Source organism: Acinetobacter sp. ABJ_C1_1, from assembly GCF_044684115.1.
Lineage (GTDB): Bacteria > Pseudomonadota > Gammaproteobacteria > Pseudomonadales > Moraxellaceae > Acinetobacter > Acinetobacter nosocomialis_A.
The window spans coordinates 32,177-51,558 of record NZ_JBITPU010000013.1 but is presented as its reverse complement, the minus strand read 5'-3'; the positions used below and the strand labels follow the sequence as shown (position 1 = coordinate 51,558).

Here is a 19,382-nt window from a genome sequence, read left to right as displayed (position 1 = left end):
AGACTTACATGCACTCTCCTTTAAATTCATCCCTGTCCCATACGATTTTTCGTTTGGGCACTTGGTATGGTTTATACCGTCTTATTATTGCGGTTAGCCTGACTATTATTTTGGTTTCAACCAATGCGCAAACCGACAATAGCTTGCAGCACCCTGCTTTATATTCTTACGCACTACTCGGCTATTCGCTCTTAAGCCTTGTCCAGTTGTTATGCTTTAAATTGGTTGCGACTCAGGCAACACGCCAGCTTGCTTTATTTTTTATTATCGATGTTATTTGTTTGAGTTTACTGACTTTTTCTGTTGGCGAACCAAATTTACAGCTTAGTCTACTTTATGTAATTGCAATCTTTACCTCGGCAATTTTGCTCAGCGCAAGAATGTCTTTGATCATTACCTTACTTGCGATCATTGCGGTTATTTACCAGCGCTTCGTGGGTAGTTTGTTCGACTACAATAATCTAAACACGATCGGTAACAGCGCCCTACTGGCCTTCTTATTTTTTGTGGTGCATGGTATTGGGCAAATTGCCGTGCAGCGTTTTAAATTACTTGAAGCACTCACCTTTCACCAATCAATAGAACTTTATCAATTACAAAATATTAACCGTTATATTTTAGAACAAATTGAAGAAGGCTATTTAGTTTTAGATGAAAACTACGACATCGTTGTCAGTAATCCGGCCGCTTGCTCACTGCTTGGCATTCCTCCCCAGTTTGCCAATGAAAAATATCCTTTGGCTAAATGGCATGCTGATTTATTTGAAATATTGAAGTTTGGTGACTTACAAGAAGGTGACCGATTTATTTTTGAGTCTCGGCTATCAGCCTATTCTATTAACATTAAAGTGCAGCATCTTTTAGTTCCGCAACAAGCGCTAACACTGCTTATTTTACAAGATGCCCAGCAAATTAATCAGCAAGCACAGCAGCTCAAACTTGCCGCTTTAGGGCAACTCTCAGCAAGTATTGCGCATGAAATTCGCAATCCCCTTGCTGCAATTGTTCAAGCAAATGAGCTACTTAAAGACAGCGACCCAGAACAACAAAATACTTTACGCCATATGATTGGCAAACAGACCAAACGCATTGATAGTATTGTTCAAGACACCTTAGGACTTGCTCGTAGTGAAAGAACACACCCCATTCAGATTGACTTAAACTACTTTATAAATACATTACTCGATGAAGATTTATCTGACGTTAAGCATTCTATTCAGCTCAAAATTTCTGATCGCTCTTTAAAATTTTTATTTGACGAAAAACAATTAAGACAAGTCATGATCAATCTGGTGCGAAATGCTCTACGGCACAATGCCCCCGACTCACCGAATGTCATGATCGACATTCATTCACAAACAAATAAAATTTATATTGATGTGATCGATTACGGTGAAGGTGTTTCAAAACGTGATATATCTCAATTATTTAAACCATTTTTTAGTACCGAAATTAATGGAACTGGTTTAGGATTATACTTGTCTCATAGTTTTTGTGAGGCAAACCATGCAAAGCTCACCTATGTAGAGCAAAAACAAGGGGCATGCTTCAGAATAGAATGCCCAATAATATATTGATTTTTTTATTAGGTTTTTGGGGAAATGGCAGAACAGCAACCACTCGTTTTGCTTGTAGACGATGAAGAAGATTTGTGCCTTTTAATGCAAATGACACTTGCACGAATGGGGATTAAAACACATCTTGCTTATCGGGTTGAACAGGCCAAACAACTCTTCACACAGTTTCATTACGATGCATGTTTAACCGATTTAAACCTACCCGATGGAAGTGGGTTAGATTTAGTCAAACATGTCTCTCAAAATTACACCAACACACCCATTGCGGTTTTAACTGCCTACGGCAATATGGATATTGCAATTGCAGCATTAAAAGCAGGTGCTTTTGATTTTGTAAGCAAACCCATCAACCAAGTACATCTAGATCAGTTATTACAGAAAGCCTTGAATCGGCAAAAAGCAGAGCATGATTTTGCCGAGAGTGCTTTAGAAAACAAATTATTAATCGGTCGTTCTCTACCTATTCAACAATTACGCATCGCAATTAAAAAAATTGCTCGCTCTCAAGCACCGGTATTTGTTACGGGTGAGTCTGGAACAGGTAAAGAAGTCGTTGCTAACCTAGTTCATCGACTGAGTAACCGTAGTGAAGGTCCTTTTATTGCGATTAACTGCGGCGCTATTCCAACCGAACTCATGGAAAGTGAGCTGTTTGGGCATAAAAAAGGGAGCTTTACCGGTGCCACGCAAGACAAACAAGGCCTAATTTTATCGGCTCATGGCGGTAGTTTGTTTTTAGATGAAATTGCCGAATTACCATTAAGTATGCAGGTTAAACTACTCCGTGCAGTACAAGAGAAAAAGATTCGTCCTGTCGGTTCCGATCAGGAAATTGATGTTGATTTTCGAGTAATTAGTGCGAGTCATCAAGACTTAGATTTATTGGTTAGACAAGGCAAATTCCGTCAGGATTTATTCTTCCGTATCCACGTTATGGACCTGATGTTACCGCCTCTACGTGAACGTGGTGAAGATGTCTTGTTACTTGCAAATCACTTTATTCAGAAAATTTGTATGGAGTGGGAAACCCCACCTAAGCAATTAACCGAAGCAGCTGAAACTTACTTGTTACAGCAGCACTTTCCGGGCAATGTTCGCGAATTAAGAAATATGATTGAGCGAGCAATTACCTTAAGCGACGATGCCAAGATTGATATACCACATTTGCATCCTGCACCTTTAAGAGCAAATATTCCTCATCCAATAACATCGGCATCTCAAAGCTTACCGAGTCCGGTAACTGCTGCTCCACAGACTGTAAAGAAATTGCCTACTGAGGGCTTGGAGCGTTATTTAGAAAGTATTGAAAAAGATATCTTGCTCAATGCACTCAATATGACCCATTGGAATCGAACCTTAGCAGCTAAAAAACTAGGAATGACTTTCCGTTCTTTACGCTATCGTTTGAAGAAATTTGGATTAGATACTGAAACTGAACAGGAAGTATAAAGCTTACTTCCTTTTTAGAAGTAGATCGGCAACACGATCTAAATAAACTTCTTCTTTCATTTCTGGAGGTAAGGGATAGGTCTGATTAGGCTGAATACCTTGCCCTTCAATCATATTACCGTTCGGTGTGTAGTAATGTGAGACCGTCATTTGTAAGGCTGCCCCACTTGGTAAAGGGAAAAGCTTTTGTACAACGCCCTTTCCATAACTTTTCTCACCAATGACCCAAGCACGTTGATGCTCTTTCATTGCAGCAGTAAAAACTTCTGCTGCTGATGCAGATCGGTGATTAATTAAAATACCAACTTTTATATTTTGAAAATCATTCCCGGGTAAAGCCTGAAATTGCTGATTGCCTTCCGAACGACTTTTTGTAGAAACAATAATGCCATGATTTAAAAATAAATCGGCTGACTCAACAGCAGCAGATAACAGCCCACCTGGGTTATTTCGTAAATCAATTAATACGGCTTTTAAACGCGAAGAACTATTTTCTTCAATTAAACGTTTAATCTCATTGGCAGTATCTTGCTGGAATACTCTAATTTTTAAGACCAATACCTGATTATGTAACATGACAGGTTCAATATCGGTTTCAATCTTTTTATTACGAACCAAACTGATTGGGGTATTTGACTCTTCTGTCTGTACTTGAAGTGTTGACCCTATCGATCCATAAAGCAAACCAAATACTTGATCTTGCGTCAGATTCTTAAGCTCTTGATTGTCGATCTTTAAAATAGTTTGGCCATTTCTTAAGCCTAATTTATATGAGTCTGAACCCACCTTCAGGTCACGAATCATCCATTTATGAATATGTGCTTCTGGACTTAACGCGAAATCAACCGAAGCAAGATCACCTTCGGTATATTGAATGAGTTGACGATATTCTTCAGCTGACAAATAACGGGAGTAACGGTCTAGACCACTAACAAGGCCTTTAATTGCTTGTAAAAATAAAGCGTCGTCCGACTTTTCATCGACATAGTTATCGCGAACAATTCCGTAAATTTGTACAAACTGCTGAATCGACTCAATAGGGACTTCTGCATAACTTTCTTCAGATTCTTGTGAATCAGCATGCTGAGGCGATAATTTTTCTTTTACAACAGGAGCAGCAAGAGCGAGGTGGCTGCAACACATCAATACACTACCAAAAAAAGCTTTATATATATTGTGTTGCAGCATTTAGTCACCTATCGCTTATGCAGATAATGTAATCAGATTACGACCTTGCATTTCCGCAGGTACAGGAATCTGCATTAGATTAAGGATGGTCGGTGCAACATCTGCAAGTACACCACCTTCTGCAATAGTCGCTTGTGTTGGACCAACATAAATAAACGGTACAAGCTCTGTTGTATGTTGAGTATGAACCTGACCACTTTCGTAGTCCTGCATTTGCTCAACGTTACCATGGTCAGCAGTAATAAGCATGTGGCCTTTTTTCGCCATCACAGCTTCGTATACACGACCTAAACATGTATCAACTGCTTCAACGGCTTTAACCGCAGCATCAAATACGCCTGTATGACCTACCATATCACCATTGGCAAAGTTCACAACAAGTAAATCGTACTCACCTGAGTTAATTGCCTTAACGAGTTCATCAGTTACTTCATAAGCACTCATTTCAGGCTTCAAGTCATATGTTGCAACGTTTGGTGATGGAATTAGAATACGCTTCTCACCTGGGTATTCATCTTCACGACCACCACTAAAGAAGAATGTCACATGAGCATATTTTTCTGTTTCAGCAATACGTAATTGTGTTTTGCCAAGAGAAGATAAATATTCACCAAGTGAGTTTTTCAACTCTTCAGGCATATATGCCACAGGTGCATCAATACTTGCCTGATAACGCGTCAGCATGACAAATTTAGAAAGGTTCGGTACAACTTTACGCTCAAAGCCAGCGAAGTCTTTTTCGACAAATGCACGAGTAATTTCACGAGCACGGTCAGCACGGAAGTTCATGAAAACAACGCTATCGCCGTCTTGAACTTTGGCCACATCACCAATACGAGTTGCTTTTACAAACTCATCATTTTCATTAGCTGCATAGGCAAGCTCTAAACCTTCAACTGCAGTATTTGCAGTACGAACTGCTTCACCTTCAGTCAATAAACGGTAAGCCTGTTCTACACGGTCCCAACGATTGTCACGGTCCATTGCAAAGTAGCGACCAATCATGGTTGCAATGCGCCCTTTGCCTTCATATTGAGCAAATAAAGCATCTAATTTTTCTAATGAAGGTTGAGCACTACGTGGAGGAGTATCACGACCATCAAGGAATGCATGAAGGTAAACTTTTGCACCACGTTTTAATGCAAGCTCACACATTGCCACAATATGGTCTTCGTGTGAATGAACACCACCTTCAGAAAGTAGGCCCATAATATGAACTGCACCACCTGCCGCTTTTGCTTTTTCAACAGCGTCAATCAACACTTCATGTTTGAAAAAGTCGCCAGTACGAATGTCTTTAGTAATACGGGTAAAATCTTGGTACAACACACGGCCAGCGCCAAGGTTCATATGGCCAACTTCGGAGTTACCCATTTGTCCATCAGGTAGACCTACATCTTCGCCAGAACCAGAGATCAGACTATTTGGATGCTTTGCTTTCATTGCAGTTAAATTCGGGGTTTTTGCTGCAAGAAAAGCATTATCTTCAATCGCTTCACGGTGTCCAACACCGTCCATAATGACCAGAACGTGAGGGATCTTGCCAGCAGTTGCATCCGTCATAATCAATTTCTCTTTTGTCTACAATTTCATCGCAATATCTTACCGAATTTTCGGTGAAGACTCTATTTTTTCCTATGGCTTTCACCAATGCAGATCATTGAGAAAGCCATTCATATTCTTTCAAATTAGCGGGCACGGTAAAGTAAGTAACTTCCGGCACCAAACATTAAAATAATAGGTACAAGTACAAACCAAGCTGGAGAAGGTGCATATACCAAACTTGCGTAACCCAAGAAATCTTGCAAGTAATAGAAGCCTAAACCAATAAAGAGTGCGATCACCAAACGGAAACCCATTGACTGTTGACGTAGTGGACCAAAAATAAAAGAACACGCCACTAATACAAGCGTAATCAATGAAAATGGAGAGGCAACTTTTTGCCAGAAAGCCAATTGGTAAGTTTTAGGAACTTGGCTATATTCCTCCATATAGCGCATAAAACTAATGAGCTGACTTGGAGATAAGTCTTCAGGGTCTAAAGTCACCATGTGTACATATTTAGGTTGTAAAGCCAACCCTAAAGACTGCTGATCATGGTTATTTTGTATTGAATTACCATCTGTAAGAATGTCGGTCTGGCTGGCTTTTTGCAAAGACCATTGACCATCTTTGATAAACTTTCCTTGCTCTGCATTAATTACTGACTGCAAGTGATATTCTTTATCAAAGTCGACAACCTGAATATCTCTTAGATTCCCTTGCGAGTTTGCATAATCAATATAAATAAAGCGCTGCCCTTCTCGCGACCAATAGCCTTTCACTTCGCCTAAAGCCGCTACTGAACGATGGCTTTTGATACTTTGTGCTTTCTCATTGGTATAGGGAACAACCCACTCGCTTAGCGCAAAAGATAAAACAATGAGTAGCAAAGCTGAACGCATCACCCAGCCTACAATACGCCATAAACTAATCCCGACTGAGCGCATCACGATGAGTTCACTGTTGGATGCTAAAGCACCCAACCCAATCACAGCACCAATTAAGGCCGAGATAGGCAAAATTTCGTATAGATAACGAGGAGCGCCCCATAATACATAGATAAAAGCTTGCCATGCATTATAGTCAGGCTTTAACTCACCCAACTCACCCAAATAGGTAAACAAGACTTGCAAAACAGATAAGACAATGGTGGTACCAAACATTGCAAGCGCAGTGGTTTTCGTCACATATTTGGCGACTATTCGACGTGCTAACATTATAATTTCACTCGCTTGATCTGTTTCTTGATTTTCGGCCCTAATTTCTGTTTACGTGAAAATAAGGCAGCTGCAATTGCATAAACCAATAAAGCCGCTGGATAAGCCCAAATATCCAATTCACCTTTACTAATACGAGTCTTAATCGCAATCATAAGCACAATCAGGCTCGCGAAAATAAAAATAGATGGAATAAGACGATAATAACGACCTTGTCGAGGACTCACCTCAGACAATGCAACCGACATCATTAGGGCAACAATAATGGTAAACGGACCAAATAAACGCCATCCCAATTCACTTCTAATGACTGGATCATTAGTTTTAGCCAATAGCTTAGAAGTTGGAAGTGCTTCTACTTCGCTACTTTCAAATTTGACGTCTTTATCATTTTCTAAACGCAGACGATAAGACTGGAACTCTGCTTGCGTATATTTAGGTTGTCCCGGATATATTTCATAACGGCGACCTTGAACCAGATCGACAACATTGGCTGTATCATTAGCCATCTCAACACGTGTTGCCTCTTTTGCCAAAATCATGACATCTGGCTTGCCTTCTTTGGTCGCACGTTGATAAAAGAAAATATCCTTGAGGTTTTTACGGTCTTCCGACAATGAGCCTGCATAAATCGTATAAGGCCCTGAAGAAATAAACTCTCTTGGTCGAACCAAGTCAAAGCCTGTCCGTACAGCTTGGGTCGTCGTTAGTTTTTCAAATTCACGTAGTCCCCACGGCGTCATCCATAGCATAAGTACAGACTGACAAACCATATAAACCAGTGTCATTGGAATGAGTAAACGCGCTAACTGATGACGGCTTACCCCACTACCATTCAAAACAGCCATTTCATGGTCAACATATAAACGACCAAACACCAACATTAAACCAATAAAAAATCCCAGTGGTAAAATGAGTGTTAAAAATTCAGGTAAACGGTATCCAATGATGCTAAATAAAATACTTGCATCTAAACGCCCCTGTGCCGCCACACCAAAGTATTTGATCAGACGACCACCCATCATGATTAGGGTCAATAATGCAATGACCACCAATGAGGTAGAGACAACTTGCTTGACGAGATAACGCCGAATAATCAAATTAATACTTCCAAAAGGCTAAACGGGACGAACGCTAGTTTACCCGAATGTTAAAAATATAAAACCGCACATTGCAACGCTATGCTTGAAAGTGTTTCAATGTTTTAATCCAACATAACTTTCTATAGGCAATCACGGCAGCCATGAAATTTACAACTTATACAACTTTTCCTGAACAAACATCTAATGAATCTTTGTGGGTTTTAGTTGATTCAGAACAGCTACAAAGCAACCTCAATACATATCAAATCAATAACCTAGAAAGTATTCTTACGGCGACTCAATATAAAGCTAACTTCAATGAGACACTGCCATTATTTGGTCAGCTTAGCACTCAACCTCACAGCCAACTACTTGGTTTAGGAAAAGCAGCTGAACTTCAAGCAGTTAAGTTAGCTAAATTGGCACAAACCATTATCAAATCGACACAAAATAAATTTAAGCATATCGCAATTGATATTGCTGCATTACCTGTCGAATACCATTATTTATTCGCCTTAAGCTTAACTCAAGCAGCTTATGGTTATGATGAGTTTAAATCGAAAAAAAATGAATTTGTGTTACAACAAGTTGATTTAATTAGTCCACAAACCAGTCTTGATGAAAATCAACTTGCGTTAGTGCACGCAGTACAATCTGGTCAGTCTTTTGCTCGTGACTTAGGAAACCGTCCAGGTAATATCTGTTTCCCTGAATATTTGGCTGAACAGGCTTTAGCTTTAGCTGCCGAATTCCCTGATTTACTCAAAGTGACTGTCTTAAATGAGCAGCAAATGGCTGACTTAGGCATGTATGCTTTCCTTGCAGTCAGCAAAGGATCTGAGCGTCCAGGTCGTATTGTTACTCTTGAATACCAAGCACAGCTTGAACAAGCCCCTGTCGTACTTGTCGGTAAAGGCGTTACTTTTGATACAGGTGGTATTTCTTTAAAACCAGGCCTTGGCATGGATGAAATGAAATTCGATATGTGTGGAGCAGCCTCTGTACTCGGCACAATCCGTGCATTATGTGAAGCACGCCTTCCAATCCATGTGGTGGGCGCGATTGCAGCAGCAGAAAATATGCCTTCGGGTAAAGCGACTCGTCCGGGTGATATCGTAACGACCATGAGTGGTCAAACTGTTGAAATTTTAAATACGGATGCAGAAGGCCGTTTGGTTCTTTGCGATACGTTAACCTATATCAAACGTTTCAACCCGGCAGTCGTTGTTGATATCGCAACATTAACTGGTGCTTGTGTAGTTGCATTAGGTAAAGTGCTAAGCGGTTTATTCTCTCCTGACGATGCCTTAGCAGCTGAGCTTCAACAAGCAGGTGAGCAGTCATTTGACCGTGTGTGGCGCATGCCAGTGATTGATGATTATCAAGAACTATTGGACTCACCTTTTGCAGACATCGCTAACATTGGTGGACCACATGGTGGTGCAATTACAGCGGCCTGCTTCCTTGAGCGTTTTACTCGTGACTATCGTTGGGCTCACCTAGATGTAGCAGGAACAGCTTGGTTATCAGGTACAGCAAAAGGTGCGACTGGCCGTCCAGTACCACTACTTATGCAATTCTTGGCTAACCGTGTAAATACGAATGGCTAAAGTTAGCTTTTATCTGTTTGAAACCAGTGAAGAACGGCAAGTCGATAGTGCTTGCCGTTTATGTCGGAAGATTTTGCTGAAGCATTCAAACATCTGGTGGTATTGCCCAGATGTACAGTTACAACAAACACTTGATGAAAAATTGTGGAGCTTTGATCCGACCAGTTTCATTGCACATGGGATTGATCAGGCAGACGCCGCCGTATGTATTTCGGCTAAACAACCATCTGAACAAGGCTGGTTGGTATTTAATTTTAACAATCATGCACTTGAACAAGTGAATCATTTTAGCCACATTATAGAAATTGTTGAAAATAATGAAGCAGCCAAGCAAATTGGCCGAGAAAAATTTAAAATGTATCGTCGTTTAGGTATAGAACCTCGAACCTTTAAATTATAACGCGCTAAAATGTAGATACTGTTGAACAAAGGAGAACTGTGGTGGCATTAAATGTCGGGCAAGATTTTAAAAAAAGATGGTTAAATGCGCCTGAAGCTGTCCGTCATGCCTATCAACAGGATTTGGCACGTATTTGTGATTTATTAGAGCCTCAGACGCCTATTCAACTTTGGGTACTCAATGACGAGAAGGCCCAACTAGAGTCACAGCAAAACATTGAACAAGCTTATGCTGACTTAAAAGCAGAGTTAATCGAACAGGCACGTATTCGTCGTCAGCTTGCTTTAGAAAAGTCTCTTGCAGATAAGCGCGCAATGGAAGCAGCTTATGCTGCTGAATTACAAGCAGACGAAGTTCGTAAATTTAGTGAACAAACAGAAGCTCTACAAGCTTTCCGCAGTCACCTAGAACAAGAAGTTGCAGAACAAACTGCGCGTTATCAGAAAAATCCTGAAACACCAGCAGTTAACTACTCTTCTGGCGTAAAACTTAGTATTACCGATGATCAAATCTTATCTGAGCTTGAAAGTTTACGCATTCGTTTAGAACTTGAAGCTGAGAGCTTAATTGAACAATCTGTAACGGCTTTCCGAGCTAAGCTAAATTCGGCAGCTCAAGAAGAAATTGAGTACATTTTAAAGAATTCTAAGTTTTCTGATGAAAAAATAGAAAAGTAAAGTTTGTAAAACCCTCTTTGTCATCAAAATGACATTTAATTGTCACAAAATGGTCATGCATAATATTCTTTTAGTTCAAATAATTATTAGAATAACGCATGGTTATTTATGAAAATTAATGAGGGTAAAAATGGACATTCCACATCAGATTTCAACGCAACTTGAGCAGCTTAATCAGGGTGAGCAATGGACATTTTCAGCACAAGAACTTTATATGAGTCACAACGACTTTAATTCACTTTCAATCTTGCTTACACGAGCGTCAGAAAAAGGTGAGTTTTCAATTACACGCACCCAGCACAATAAACCATGGGTCGGTACACATTCGGTTACTCTCACCAAGCATTAATTTTTAAAATAAAAAAACCGGAACAAGCGTCCGGTTTTTTTATTTTGGCGATTTAAAATTTTATTTTAAAAAACCATTTTCAGCCAAGAAAGCCATACTAATATTTGACTCGGTCTTCTGTTCAGCAGCTTTATCACCCAGTAATAAACGCTCGATATAACGTGCTAATACATCGACTTCAAGGTTAACTTTGCTACCTACTTGCCATGTTCCAATATTGGTACGTTCTGCTGTGTGTGGAATTAAGTTCAAACTTAAAATATTACCGCGCAAATGGTTAATGGTTAAACTAATACCATCTACAGTTACAGAACCTTTCTCTGCCAAATATTTAGCAAGTTCTACAGGCGCTGTCACTTCATAATAAATTGAGCGAGCATCTTCACGTACTACGGTAATTTCACCTACGCCATCAACGTGACCACTAACAATGTGTCCACCAAAACGGGTTGTCGGCAGCATCGCTTTTTCAACATTGACACGTTGACCCACTTTCCAGTTACCCAAAGTAGTACGGTTTAAACTTTCGCGAGAAACATCTGCTGCGTACCAATTGTCACCCCACTCAATCACGGTGAGACAGATTCCATTGGTTGCAATTGAGTCACCCAAATGTACATCAGACATATCCAAATCGGTTTGAATACGTAAACGCACATCGCCACCTACACTTTGCAGGCTTTCTACTTTACCTAAACTTTCAATAATGCCTGTAAACATGGCTCAATCTCCAAATCTTTTACACTGCTTAAATTGCAGCGCTTACCAAAGTGCGAGCTGCGTACTGTTACCTGAAGTATCTACACCACCTAGCTCGGCAAAGTGGTAAAGCTGGCCTAACAATTGACGTAATGGCGGTCCTGGTTTGGCATGAGTATCGGTAATCACAATAAACTCAAGCACACGTGCGCGCTCTGACTGTCGTTGTTTACTTACGCGATAACGTGGAACATCTTGAGTCAGTAAAGTGACTTTTCCACGTTCCAAATTGGCCATCAGTAAATCTTTTGGCTCAATGTTACCATCGGTCGAATAACTGGTCAGAATATAACGTGCATTGATGGTTGAAAGTAATTTTTCATACGCATCTTTTGCATGTTTAGACGAGTTGTACGGACTTGGACGCTCTTTACGCCATGCACGGTCAATACCACTCTTATAGCCTTTGGTATCTGGCGGTGGTAAATCGACTTGATCCCATAACGTCAATGCATTTAAAACGTGGTAGTTACTACTATAAGCATGCTGGTTATAAGGTGGATCAAGATAGGCTACATCTACTTCAAAACCACTCATCTGATTTGCTAGATGCTGAGCATCTACGCACCACATTTCAGCAGCTGGGCGTTTACGGTCACCGATCTCACAAAAACGGCTAGGTGTAAGCCACAGCAATGATTCAATACGTTCTAGTGCCGTTTGTGTACGTCCGCCCCACCCTTGATGGAAGCTTTTAAATACACCACTGGTATTACTCACAAAACTTGCTGAGTAGAGTAATGGTGCAAGTAAAGCACTCATTTCTACATCATTGATTGCGCCTTGGGCCTGCCATGTTGCAATTTGCTGGCGAATCGCATCGATGCGCATACCATTACGACGCTTAAAGAACAAACGGTCACGCGACGGATCATAGACATCATCGTTACGAGGGCAAAGGTTATGCGTTACCCAACCTTTAACCTCAGGTAAGCGATTTAAATAATCGATGGCTTTCTGATACCCACCAAGCTCTTTAAAGGCTGGTGCATCGACACAAGCTAAAATCGCATGATTTAACGCATGGCTATAAGGTTCCCAGTCATTTGCAATCACACGGTAACCATTTTGACGTGCCAAACGAGACACTACACCACTACCAGCAAAGAAGTCGGCAAAAATCGGAGGATTCTTTTTCTTGCTATTCAGCGTCCCTGTAATTTCCAGAGCTTCTAAAATCAAGTGGAGCAATCGGCGCTTGTTACCCAAGTATGGTACAAGCTGATGAAAAAGATATTCGTCTGTCGTGCGGGCTGCATGACGACGTTTGTGGTAAACCGAAGGCTCTGAATTCATACTTTCTCTTGCGTAGGGATTAACCTTAAGCGTATATCTTGATCAAGTTGTATTACATCAAGAAGTTTAAAACGAAGTTGCTGTGCCATATATTCAAAATCTGCGTTGAACATGGCTCTTGCACTTTGCCCCAATAAAGTCGGGGCAACATAACTGATCATTTCATCCACCAAACCTTCTTGCAAAAAGGCGGTAGACAATGTTGCGCCAGCTTCAACCAGCACATCATAAATTTGGTATTGCTTAGATAAGGCCTGTAATAGTGTTTTTAAAGGCTGAATTTCTAATTGTATCACGCCTAAGTCAGCAAGTTCCTGACGATATGGCCCCATCACCATGACAGTTTCAGGATTTTCTAAAATTTTAGCGGTGAGCGGTAAACGCCCTCTCCGATCTAGAATTACTCGTTTTGGCTGAGCAACCGTCTCGATATCAATATTATGGAGTGAACGTACATTCAGCTGGCAATCATCAGCAATTACAGTATCAATGCCTGTAATCACTGCACCTGAAATGGCACGCCAATGTTGAACATCTTGACGGGCAGCAGAACCCGTAATCCACTTCGACTCACCAGATGCCATTGCAGTACGCCCATCTAGACTTGAGGCGACTTTTAAACGTACATATGGCATGCCCGTAGACATCGCTTTTAAAAAGCCTTGATTAAGTTTGGCTGCTAAGTCTTCACAAATACCGATTTCTACTTCAATACCAGCATTTCTTAAAATTTGAACACCTTTACCTGCAACAAGCGGGTTTGGGTCGGGACATGCCACAACCACTTTTTTAACTTGTGCCTTTACAAGTGCCTCAGCACACGGAGGTGTTCGTCCATAATGAGCACACGGTTCAAGCGTTACATAAGCGGTTGCGCCTTGTGCCTGTTCACCCGCCTCGCGTAAAGCAAAAACTTCAGCATGGGGCTGACCAGCTTTAGGGTGAAAACCTTCACCAATCACCTGATTATCTTTGACGATGACACAACCAACATTTGGATTAGGCTTGGTCGAATAGAGTCCTCGTTTGGCAAGTTCAATGGCTTGCTGCATCCAGTATTGATCTTGTTTTAACTCAGACATAAAAATCTCAAATGATTAGTGCTCACGTTGTTGCATTTGCTCAATTTGGCGGCGAAACGCTTCAACATCCTGAAAGTCTTGATAAACCGAAGCAAAACGAACATAGGCAACGTGGTCAAGTGCAAATAAAGATTGCATGACAATCTCACCAATCGTTCTGGATTTCACATCACGCTCACCCAAACGGCGAATTTGCAATTGAATATCACTTAAAACTGTTTCGATCTGCTCTTGTGTCACTGGACGTTTTTGTAAGGCATGCATAAGCGAACGACGTAGCTTCGCCTCATCGAACGGTTCATTTTTTCCATTCGATTTGATCACACGGGGCATCACCACTTCATAGCTTTCAAAAGTGGTAAAACGTTCACCGCAACTTACACACTCACGACGTCGACGAATCTGACAGCCTTCTGCGGCTAGACGCGAATCGATGACTTTACTATCTGCGGCGTTGCAAAATGGACAATGCATAGCGGACTTAATAGGGTCAATTACTTTGACCTAGTGTAGCAAAATTTCTACACTTACAGAACCAGCATTCTATGAGACAAAAAAACAGTCCTGAGCCAGATCAAAGCATCGCTTTGATTACAGCGCAAGACTGTTCTTTTTAAGACAGCAGATATATTACGAATTATTCAATACGTTCGCCATGTTGGCTTAAATCCAGACCCATACGTTCATCATCGGCATTAACACGCAGACCAATCACAATATCAATCACTTTAAGAATAATGAAGGTTGCAATACCACTGTAAACCATAGTTGCAAGTACACCTTCAACTTGTACCCACAATTGACCTGCAAATGTTGGAGCTAAAGTCACACTAGCTGCTTTGATGATTTCATCACTATAGAACACGCCAGTTAAAATTGCGCCGACAATACCACCTACCGCATGTAAACCAAAAGCATCCAATGCATCATCTGCTTTAAGTAAACGTTTAAGTGCTGTAATACCCCAGAAGCAGACCACACCACCAATTAAGCCCATCACTAAAGCTCCGCCGACACCGACGAAACCAGCTGCTGGTGTAATCACAACCAAACCAGCCACAGCACCAGATGCACCACCTAATACAGAAGCTTTACCACGAATCATACGTTCTACAACCAACCAAGAGAACGCAGCAGCAGCGGCAGCAACTTGAGTAACAAGAATTGCCATACTTGCACGAGCACCAGCGCCTAACGCACTACCACCATTGAAGCCGAACCAACCCACCCAAAGTAAGCTTGCACCGATTACAGTTAAAGTTAAGTTATGCGGTGCCATAGATTCACGGCCAAGGCCAATACGTTTACCAAGCATGTAAGCTGCGACTAAACCAGCAACACCAGAGTTGATATGTACAACTGTACCACCAGCAAAATCTAATGCACCTGCTTTAAATAACCAACCATCTGTTGCCCACACCCAGTGAGTAATTGGCGCATAAACCACAAGTACCCAAATTGTAATAAAGGCCATGAAAGCTGAATATTTCATACGATCAGCAATCGAACCACTCAAAATTGCGACAGTAATGATGGCAAAAGTCATTTGGAAAATAACAAACAAGCTTTCAGGAATTGTTCCACTTAGTGCATTAAAGCCTACACCATTGAGCATAGCTTTAGACAAGTCACCAAAGTATGCACCTGTGCCAGAGAACGCGATTGAATAACCCGCAATCACCCAAAGCAAACTTACCAAAATTGCAGCAGAAAGGCTGAACATCATGGTACTTAAGACGTTTTTCTTACGGACCATACCGCCGTAGAATAATGCCAAGCCAGGAATCGTCATCAACAGTACTAAAGCTGTTGACACTAAAATCCAAGATGTATCGCCGGTATCGAGTTTTGGTGTCGGTGTTGGAGCTGCCGGAGTTACTGCGGCGGCTGGTGCTGCTGCAGTTGTTGCAGGAGCTGCAGACGTTGATGTTGCTGTAACCTCAGATGTCGGTGTTGTTACAGTCTCTTCTGCCCAAGCGGCAGTACCACCCAAAAGTGCGCCTGTTAGACTCAGCGCCATAAGCATTTTTTTCATTCGTGTCCCCCAACCTCATTTGCGAGCTATTTATTGCTCAGCAAGCTTTGTGCCAATTTAGACAGCATCTGGTCCTGTTTCACCCGTACGGATACGGATGACTTGTTCCAGGTTAGTCACAAAAATCTTACCGTCGCCGATTTTCCCAGTGCTTGCCACACGAGTAATTGACTCAATTACTGCGTCGACCATTTCATCGCTAATCGCAATTTCGATTTTTACTTTAGGTAAGAAATCAACCACATACTCCGCGCCGCGGTAAAGTTCTGTATGCCCTTTTTGACGACCAAAACCTTTAACTTCAGTTACGGTAATCCCTTGTACACCAATGTCAGAGAGTGCTTCACGCACATCATCCAATTTAAACGGTTTTACAATTGCAGTTACAAGCTTCATGTTTGTTTCCTTCGGCTTCTTTTCACCAGTAAGGTTTTATGTTCAATTTTCATGCCAATATTTCAAAGGTTGGAGGAGATGAATCTTTTGCATGAGCTTTCTTTATAACCTATTTAGTTATCAAGATGTAGATGAGCTACTAAAAATAAAATGAATTTGCAGTCCTGTTTTTATTTCGTTTTATCGTTATCCAATATGGAAAAGCCGAGAAGCCTATATCCGAGGTTCAAGCAGTGTTAAACTGGCAAGCATAAGGTAATACAACAGTTTGGATATCTCATGCTAGAAACTCTATTACAGGCTATTTTGGAACAAATTGACGAGCCTAAAAAAGATTTAGAAAAAAACTTACGTGCATTATTAAATGAAACTGTCGAGAAATTAGACCTCGTGTCTAAACAAGAAATCGAAAGACAAAAAACCGCACTTCATTTAGCCAACCAACGTTTAGAAGAGCTACAAAAACAAGTGAGTCTATTAGAAGAAACTTTAAAAAATAAAAAATAAGCACCAATGTAGCGCACTTACACTTTACAACGATTAAAAATTAAGCACCATAATGGAACAATAAGATGTCTTTTTCTAAAATTTATACTCGGGGACTTTTAGGTTTGCATGCCCCTCTCATAGAGGTAGAGGTGCATGTGAGTCAAGGCTTACCCTCTCTGACGATTGTCGGGCTAGCTGAAGCGGCAGTGAGGGAAAGTAAAGACAGGGTTCGCTCAGCCATTATTAATAGTGGATTTCAGTTTCCGACTAAACGGCTGACCATTAATCTTGCTCCCGCAGATTTGCCCAAAGATGGTTCACGTTTAGATTTACCGATTGCATTAGGGATATTAATTGCCTCAGGTCAGCTTCCAGAGAACTGCACAGAAGACTTTGAATTTATTGGAGAGTTAGCACTAGACGGTCATGTAAGACCTGTATCAGGCGCCTTAACTTTAGCAATGGCATGCCAGCAAGCCCAGCATAAAATTGTTTTACCAGTCGATAATAGTCAGGATATTAGTCATTTACCAAATCTTGAGTGTTATCCGGTGGGCCATTTAAAAGAAGTTTGTGAACACTTTTTAGGAAATACCAAGCTATCTCAGGTGCAATCATCTTCCCGCTCAAATGACATGCCGTATAAATTTGACCTTGCAGATGTAAAAGGTCAGCTACGCCCACGTCGTGCACTAGAAATTGCAGCCGCTGGAGGGCACTCCTTGCTCTTTAAAGGGCCACCGGGCACAGGTAAGACTTTACTCGCCTCACGTCTTCCTTCAATTTTACCGCCTCTCTCTACTCAAGAAACGCTTGAAGTTGCTAGCATTTATTCTATCTCAAATACGCCTCATACTTTTGGACAGCGTCCTTTTCGTGCACCCCACCATACAGCATCAGCAATTGCACTAGTTGGGGGCGGTTCTCACCCTAAACCGGGTGAAATTACATTATCGCATTTAGGTGTTCTATTCTTAGATGAATTGCCCGAGTTTGATCGCAAAGTATTAGAAGTCTTACGCCAGCCGCTCGAGTCAAAAGAAATTATTATTTCACGAGCAGCTCGGCAAATTACTTATCCTGCAAACTTTCAACTCATTGCAGCGATGAACCCCTGCCCATGTGGTTACGCATTTAATCAAGACAGTCGTTGTCAGTGTTCACCAGAGAGTATTAAACGTTATCAAAATCGTATATCAGGACCTTTACTTGACCGTATCGATTTACATATTGATGTACCACCTTTAAAAGCTCAGGAACTACAAGATCCAACGCCTGTTGAAGGTTCTACGGCTGTAAGACAGCGTGTAATTTCAGCTTATGAACAACAAATGCAAAGACAAAATTGTTTAAATCAAGCGCTTTCGCCTAAACAATTAGAGCAGTTCGCTATTCTGGATGACACGTCACAGCGAATGATTGAAATGGCTCAGCAGCGTTTAAATTTATCTGCACGTGCTTATCATCGGGTTTTACGAGTAGCACGGACCATTGCCGATTTGGCTCAAAGTGAGATGATTCAAAGTCCTCATCTCACAGAAGCACTCTCTTATCGAGGCAATCATTCTTAAAATAAAAAAGCGGATCGTGTATCCGCTTTTTTAATATGTTATGAGTTGTTCATTAAAGAATTTATTAATGCCTATATAAAAAGGCAAAAAGAGGACGCTATGAAAATTTTGGCTATCTCCGGTAGTGCAAGAAAAGTATCTACCAATACAGCGCTATTAAAAGCAATGAAGGATATAGCACCGTCCATTATTGAGTTTTCAGTTTTCGATCAAATTAATAGTCTTCCTATCTTTTCTCCAGATAATGAAGGAGAAAAAACGCCTACTGTAGTGGAAGATTTCATCAAATCGGTTTCTGACGCAGATGGCATTATTATCTCAAGTCCTGAATATATTCGTTGTATTCCGGGCGGTCTTAAAAATGCAATTGATTGGATGGTTTCCCGTACCGAAATCATAGACAAGCCCATTGTTCTAGTTCATGCATCTAGTCGCGGTGACGACATGCTAATCTCTTTAAGAAGAGTACTTTCGACAGTGAGCAGCAACTTCTTTGAAGATTTATTTTTACGCTTCTCTCTTCTTAGCAAATCGCCTGAACAAATTTTTGAAATGCTACATACTGAAGAATATAAGTCACAAGTTACACCGTTCCTGCTTAGCTTTGTCTCAGAAATTCAAAAGTATCACGATCAATTAGAGTGAACTTTCTTAAAATGAAAT

At 41.0% G+C, this 19,382-nt stretch carries 19 protein-coding genes; 9 read left to right on the top strand and 10 right to left on the bottom strand.

The genetic code is table 11. The features are described 5' to 3' along the window. Positions 1-8 precede the first annotated feature (8 nt). Both ACG59Z_RS14235 and ACG59Z_RS14230 read left to right on the top strand, forming a co-directional pair. Positions 9-1,577 carry a sensor histidine kinase gene (locus ACG59Z_RS14235; RefSeq protein WP_400199900.1) on the top strand — a complete coding sequence of 523 codons (1,569 nt, stop codon included), beginning with the start codon at positions 9-11 and terminating at the stop codon, positions 1,575-1,577. Positions 1,578-1,601: 24 nt separating this feature from the next. Then, entirely contained in the window at positions 1,602-3,026 is a 1,425-nt protein-coding gene (locus tag ACG59Z_RS14230) for a sigma-54-dependent transcriptional regulator (protein ID WP_400199898.1), read from the top strand. 3 nt (positions 3,027-3,029) lie between these two features. Here ACG59Z_RS14230 and ACG59Z_RS14225 read toward each other — a convergent pair whose 3' ends face one another. The 4 genes from ACG59Z_RS14225 to lptF form a co-directional block, all read right to left on the bottom strand. Beyond that, positions 3,030-4,214, bottom strand: coding sequence for a S41 family peptidase (locus ACG59Z_RS14225; protein WP_396519955.1), 1,185 nt, complete (start codon positions 4,212-4,214; stop codon positions 3,030-3,032). Positions 4,215-4,229: 15 nt separating this feature from the next. Beyond that, entirely contained in the window at positions 4,230-5,777 is a 1,548-nt protein-coding gene (gpmI, locus tag ACG59Z_RS14220) for a 2,3-bisphosphoglycerate-independent phosphoglycerate mutase (RefSeq protein ID WP_002048914.1), read from the bottom strand. Positions 5,778-5,902: 125 nt separating this feature from the next. Next, the gene (lptG, locus tag ACG59Z_RS14215; RefSeq protein ID WP_039249061.1) at positions 5,903-6,973 is read right to left on the bottom strand and encodes an LPS export ABC transporter permease LptG; all 1,071 of its coding nucleotides are present in this window, start codon (positions 6,971-6,973) and stop codon (positions 5,903-5,905) included. Beyond that, the gene (lptF, locus tag ACG59Z_RS14210; protein ID WP_205200467.1) at positions 6,973-8,073 is read right to left on the bottom strand and encodes an LPS export ABC transporter permease LptF; all 1,101 of its coding nucleotides are present in this window, start codon (positions 8,071-8,073) and stop codon (positions 6,973-6,975) included. The genes lptG and lptF overlap by 1 nt, the downstream gene beginning before the upstream one ends. Positions 8,074-8,216: 143 nt before the next feature. Here lptF and ACG59Z_RS14205 point away from each other — a divergent pair, with 143 nt between their 5' ends. The 4 genes from ACG59Z_RS14205 to ACG59Z_RS14190 all read left to right on the top strand — a co-directional run bounded on the left by ACG59Z_RS14205 (position 8,217) and on the right by ACG59Z_RS14190 (position 11,091). Next, on the top strand, positions 8,217-9,665 hold the full coding sequence (locus ACG59Z_RS14205; RefSeq protein WP_396519957.1) for a leucyl aminopeptidase: 1,449 nt from the start codon (positions 8,217-8,219) through the stop codon (positions 9,663-9,665). Next, on the top strand, positions 9,658-10,065 hold the full coding sequence (locus ACG59Z_RS14200) for a DNA polymerase III subunit chi (protein WP_006581179.1): 408 nt from the start codon (positions 9,658-9,660) through the stop codon (positions 10,063-10,065). Before ACG59Z_RS14205 ends, ACG59Z_RS14200 begins: the two co-directional genes overlap by 8 nt. Before the next feature lie 38 nt (positions 10,066-10,103). Next, positions 10,104-10,742: a hypothetical protein gene (locus ACG59Z_RS14195; protein ID WP_022575135.1), complete on the top strand. Its 639-nt coding sequence runs from the start codon at positions 10,104-10,106 to the stop codon at positions 10,740-10,742. A gap of 130 nt (positions 10,743-10,872) precedes the next feature. Continuing rightward, positions 10,873-11,091 carry a hypothetical protein gene (locus tag ACG59Z_RS14190; protein WP_004883640.1) on the top strand — a complete coding sequence of 73 codons (219 nt, stop codon included), beginning with the start codon at positions 10,873-10,875 and terminating at the stop codon, positions 11,089-11,091. A gap of 60 nt (positions 11,092-11,151) precedes the next feature. Here ACG59Z_RS14190 and ACG59Z_RS14185 read toward each other — a convergent pair whose 3' ends face one another. The 6 genes from ACG59Z_RS14185 to glnK form a co-directional block, all read right to left on the bottom strand. Then, positions 11,152-11,811 carry a riboflavin synthase gene (locus ACG59Z_RS14185; protein ID WP_004710964.1) on the bottom strand — a complete coding sequence of 220 codons (660 nt, stop codon included), beginning with the start codon at positions 11,809-11,811 and terminating at the stop codon, positions 11,152-11,154. A gap of 42 nt (positions 11,812-11,853) precedes the next feature. Further along, the gene (locus tag ACG59Z_RS14180; RefSeq protein WP_001083669.1) at positions 11,854-13,146 is read right to left on the bottom strand and encodes a DNA adenine methylase; all 1,293 of its coding nucleotides are present in this window, start codon (positions 13,144-13,146) and stop codon (positions 11,854-11,856) included. Continuing rightward, positions 13,143-14,228: a bifunctional diaminohydroxyphosphoribosylaminopyrimidine deaminase/5-amino-6-(5-phosphoribosylamino)uracil reductase RibD gene (gene ribD / locus ACG59Z_RS14175; RefSeq protein ID WP_400199889.1), complete on the bottom strand. Its 1,086-nt coding sequence runs from the start codon at positions 14,226-14,228 to the stop codon at positions 13,143-13,145. The genes ACG59Z_RS14180 and ribD overlap by 4 nt, the downstream gene beginning before the upstream one ends. A gap of 15 nt (positions 14,229-14,243) precedes the next feature. Then, positions 14,244-14,702 (bottom strand): transcriptional regulator NrdR, encoded by a 459-nt coding sequence (nrdR, locus tag ACG59Z_RS14170; protein ID WP_000543541.1) that lies wholly within the window; start codon positions 14,700-14,702, stop codon positions 14,244-14,246. A 163-nt stretch (positions 14,703-14,865) separates the two neighbouring features. Further along, positions 14,866-16,263 (bottom strand): ammonium transporter, encoded by a 1,398-nt coding sequence (locus ACG59Z_RS14165; RefSeq protein ID WP_400199886.1) that lies wholly within the window; start codon positions 16,261-16,263, stop codon positions 14,866-14,868. A gap of 57 nt (positions 16,264-16,320) precedes the next feature. Beyond that, positions 16,321-16,659: a P-II family nitrogen regulator gene (gene glnK / locus ACG59Z_RS14160; RefSeq protein ID WP_000780326.1), complete on the bottom strand. Its 339-nt coding sequence runs from the start codon at positions 16,657-16,659 to the stop codon at positions 16,321-16,323. Positions 16,660-16,938: 279 nt separating this feature from the next. On the opposite strand from glnK, the gene ACG59Z_RS14155 reads away from it, so the two are divergent. The 3 genes from ACG59Z_RS14155 to ACG59Z_RS14145 all read left to right on the top strand — a co-directional run bounded on the left by ACG59Z_RS14155 (position 16,939) and on the right by ACG59Z_RS14145 (position 19,364). Then, complete coding sequence (locus tag ACG59Z_RS14155) at positions 16,939-17,166, top strand: accessory factor UbiK family protein (RefSeq protein ID WP_002048939.1); 228 nt, start codon at positions 16,939-16,941, stop codon at positions 17,164-17,166. Positions 17,167-17,231: 65 nt separating this feature from the next. Next, entirely contained in the window at positions 17,232-18,719 is a 1,488-nt protein-coding gene (locus ACG59Z_RS14150) for a YifB family Mg chelatase-like AAA ATPase (protein WP_400199881.1), read from the top strand. 99 nt (positions 18,720-18,818) lie between these two features. Beyond that, positions 18,819-19,364: an NADPH-dependent FMN reductase gene (locus tag ACG59Z_RS14145; RefSeq protein WP_400199879.1), complete on the top strand. Its 546-nt coding sequence runs from the start codon at positions 18,819-18,821 to the stop codon at positions 19,362-19,364. The last annotated feature ends 18 nt before the right edge of the window (positions 19,365-19,382 follow it).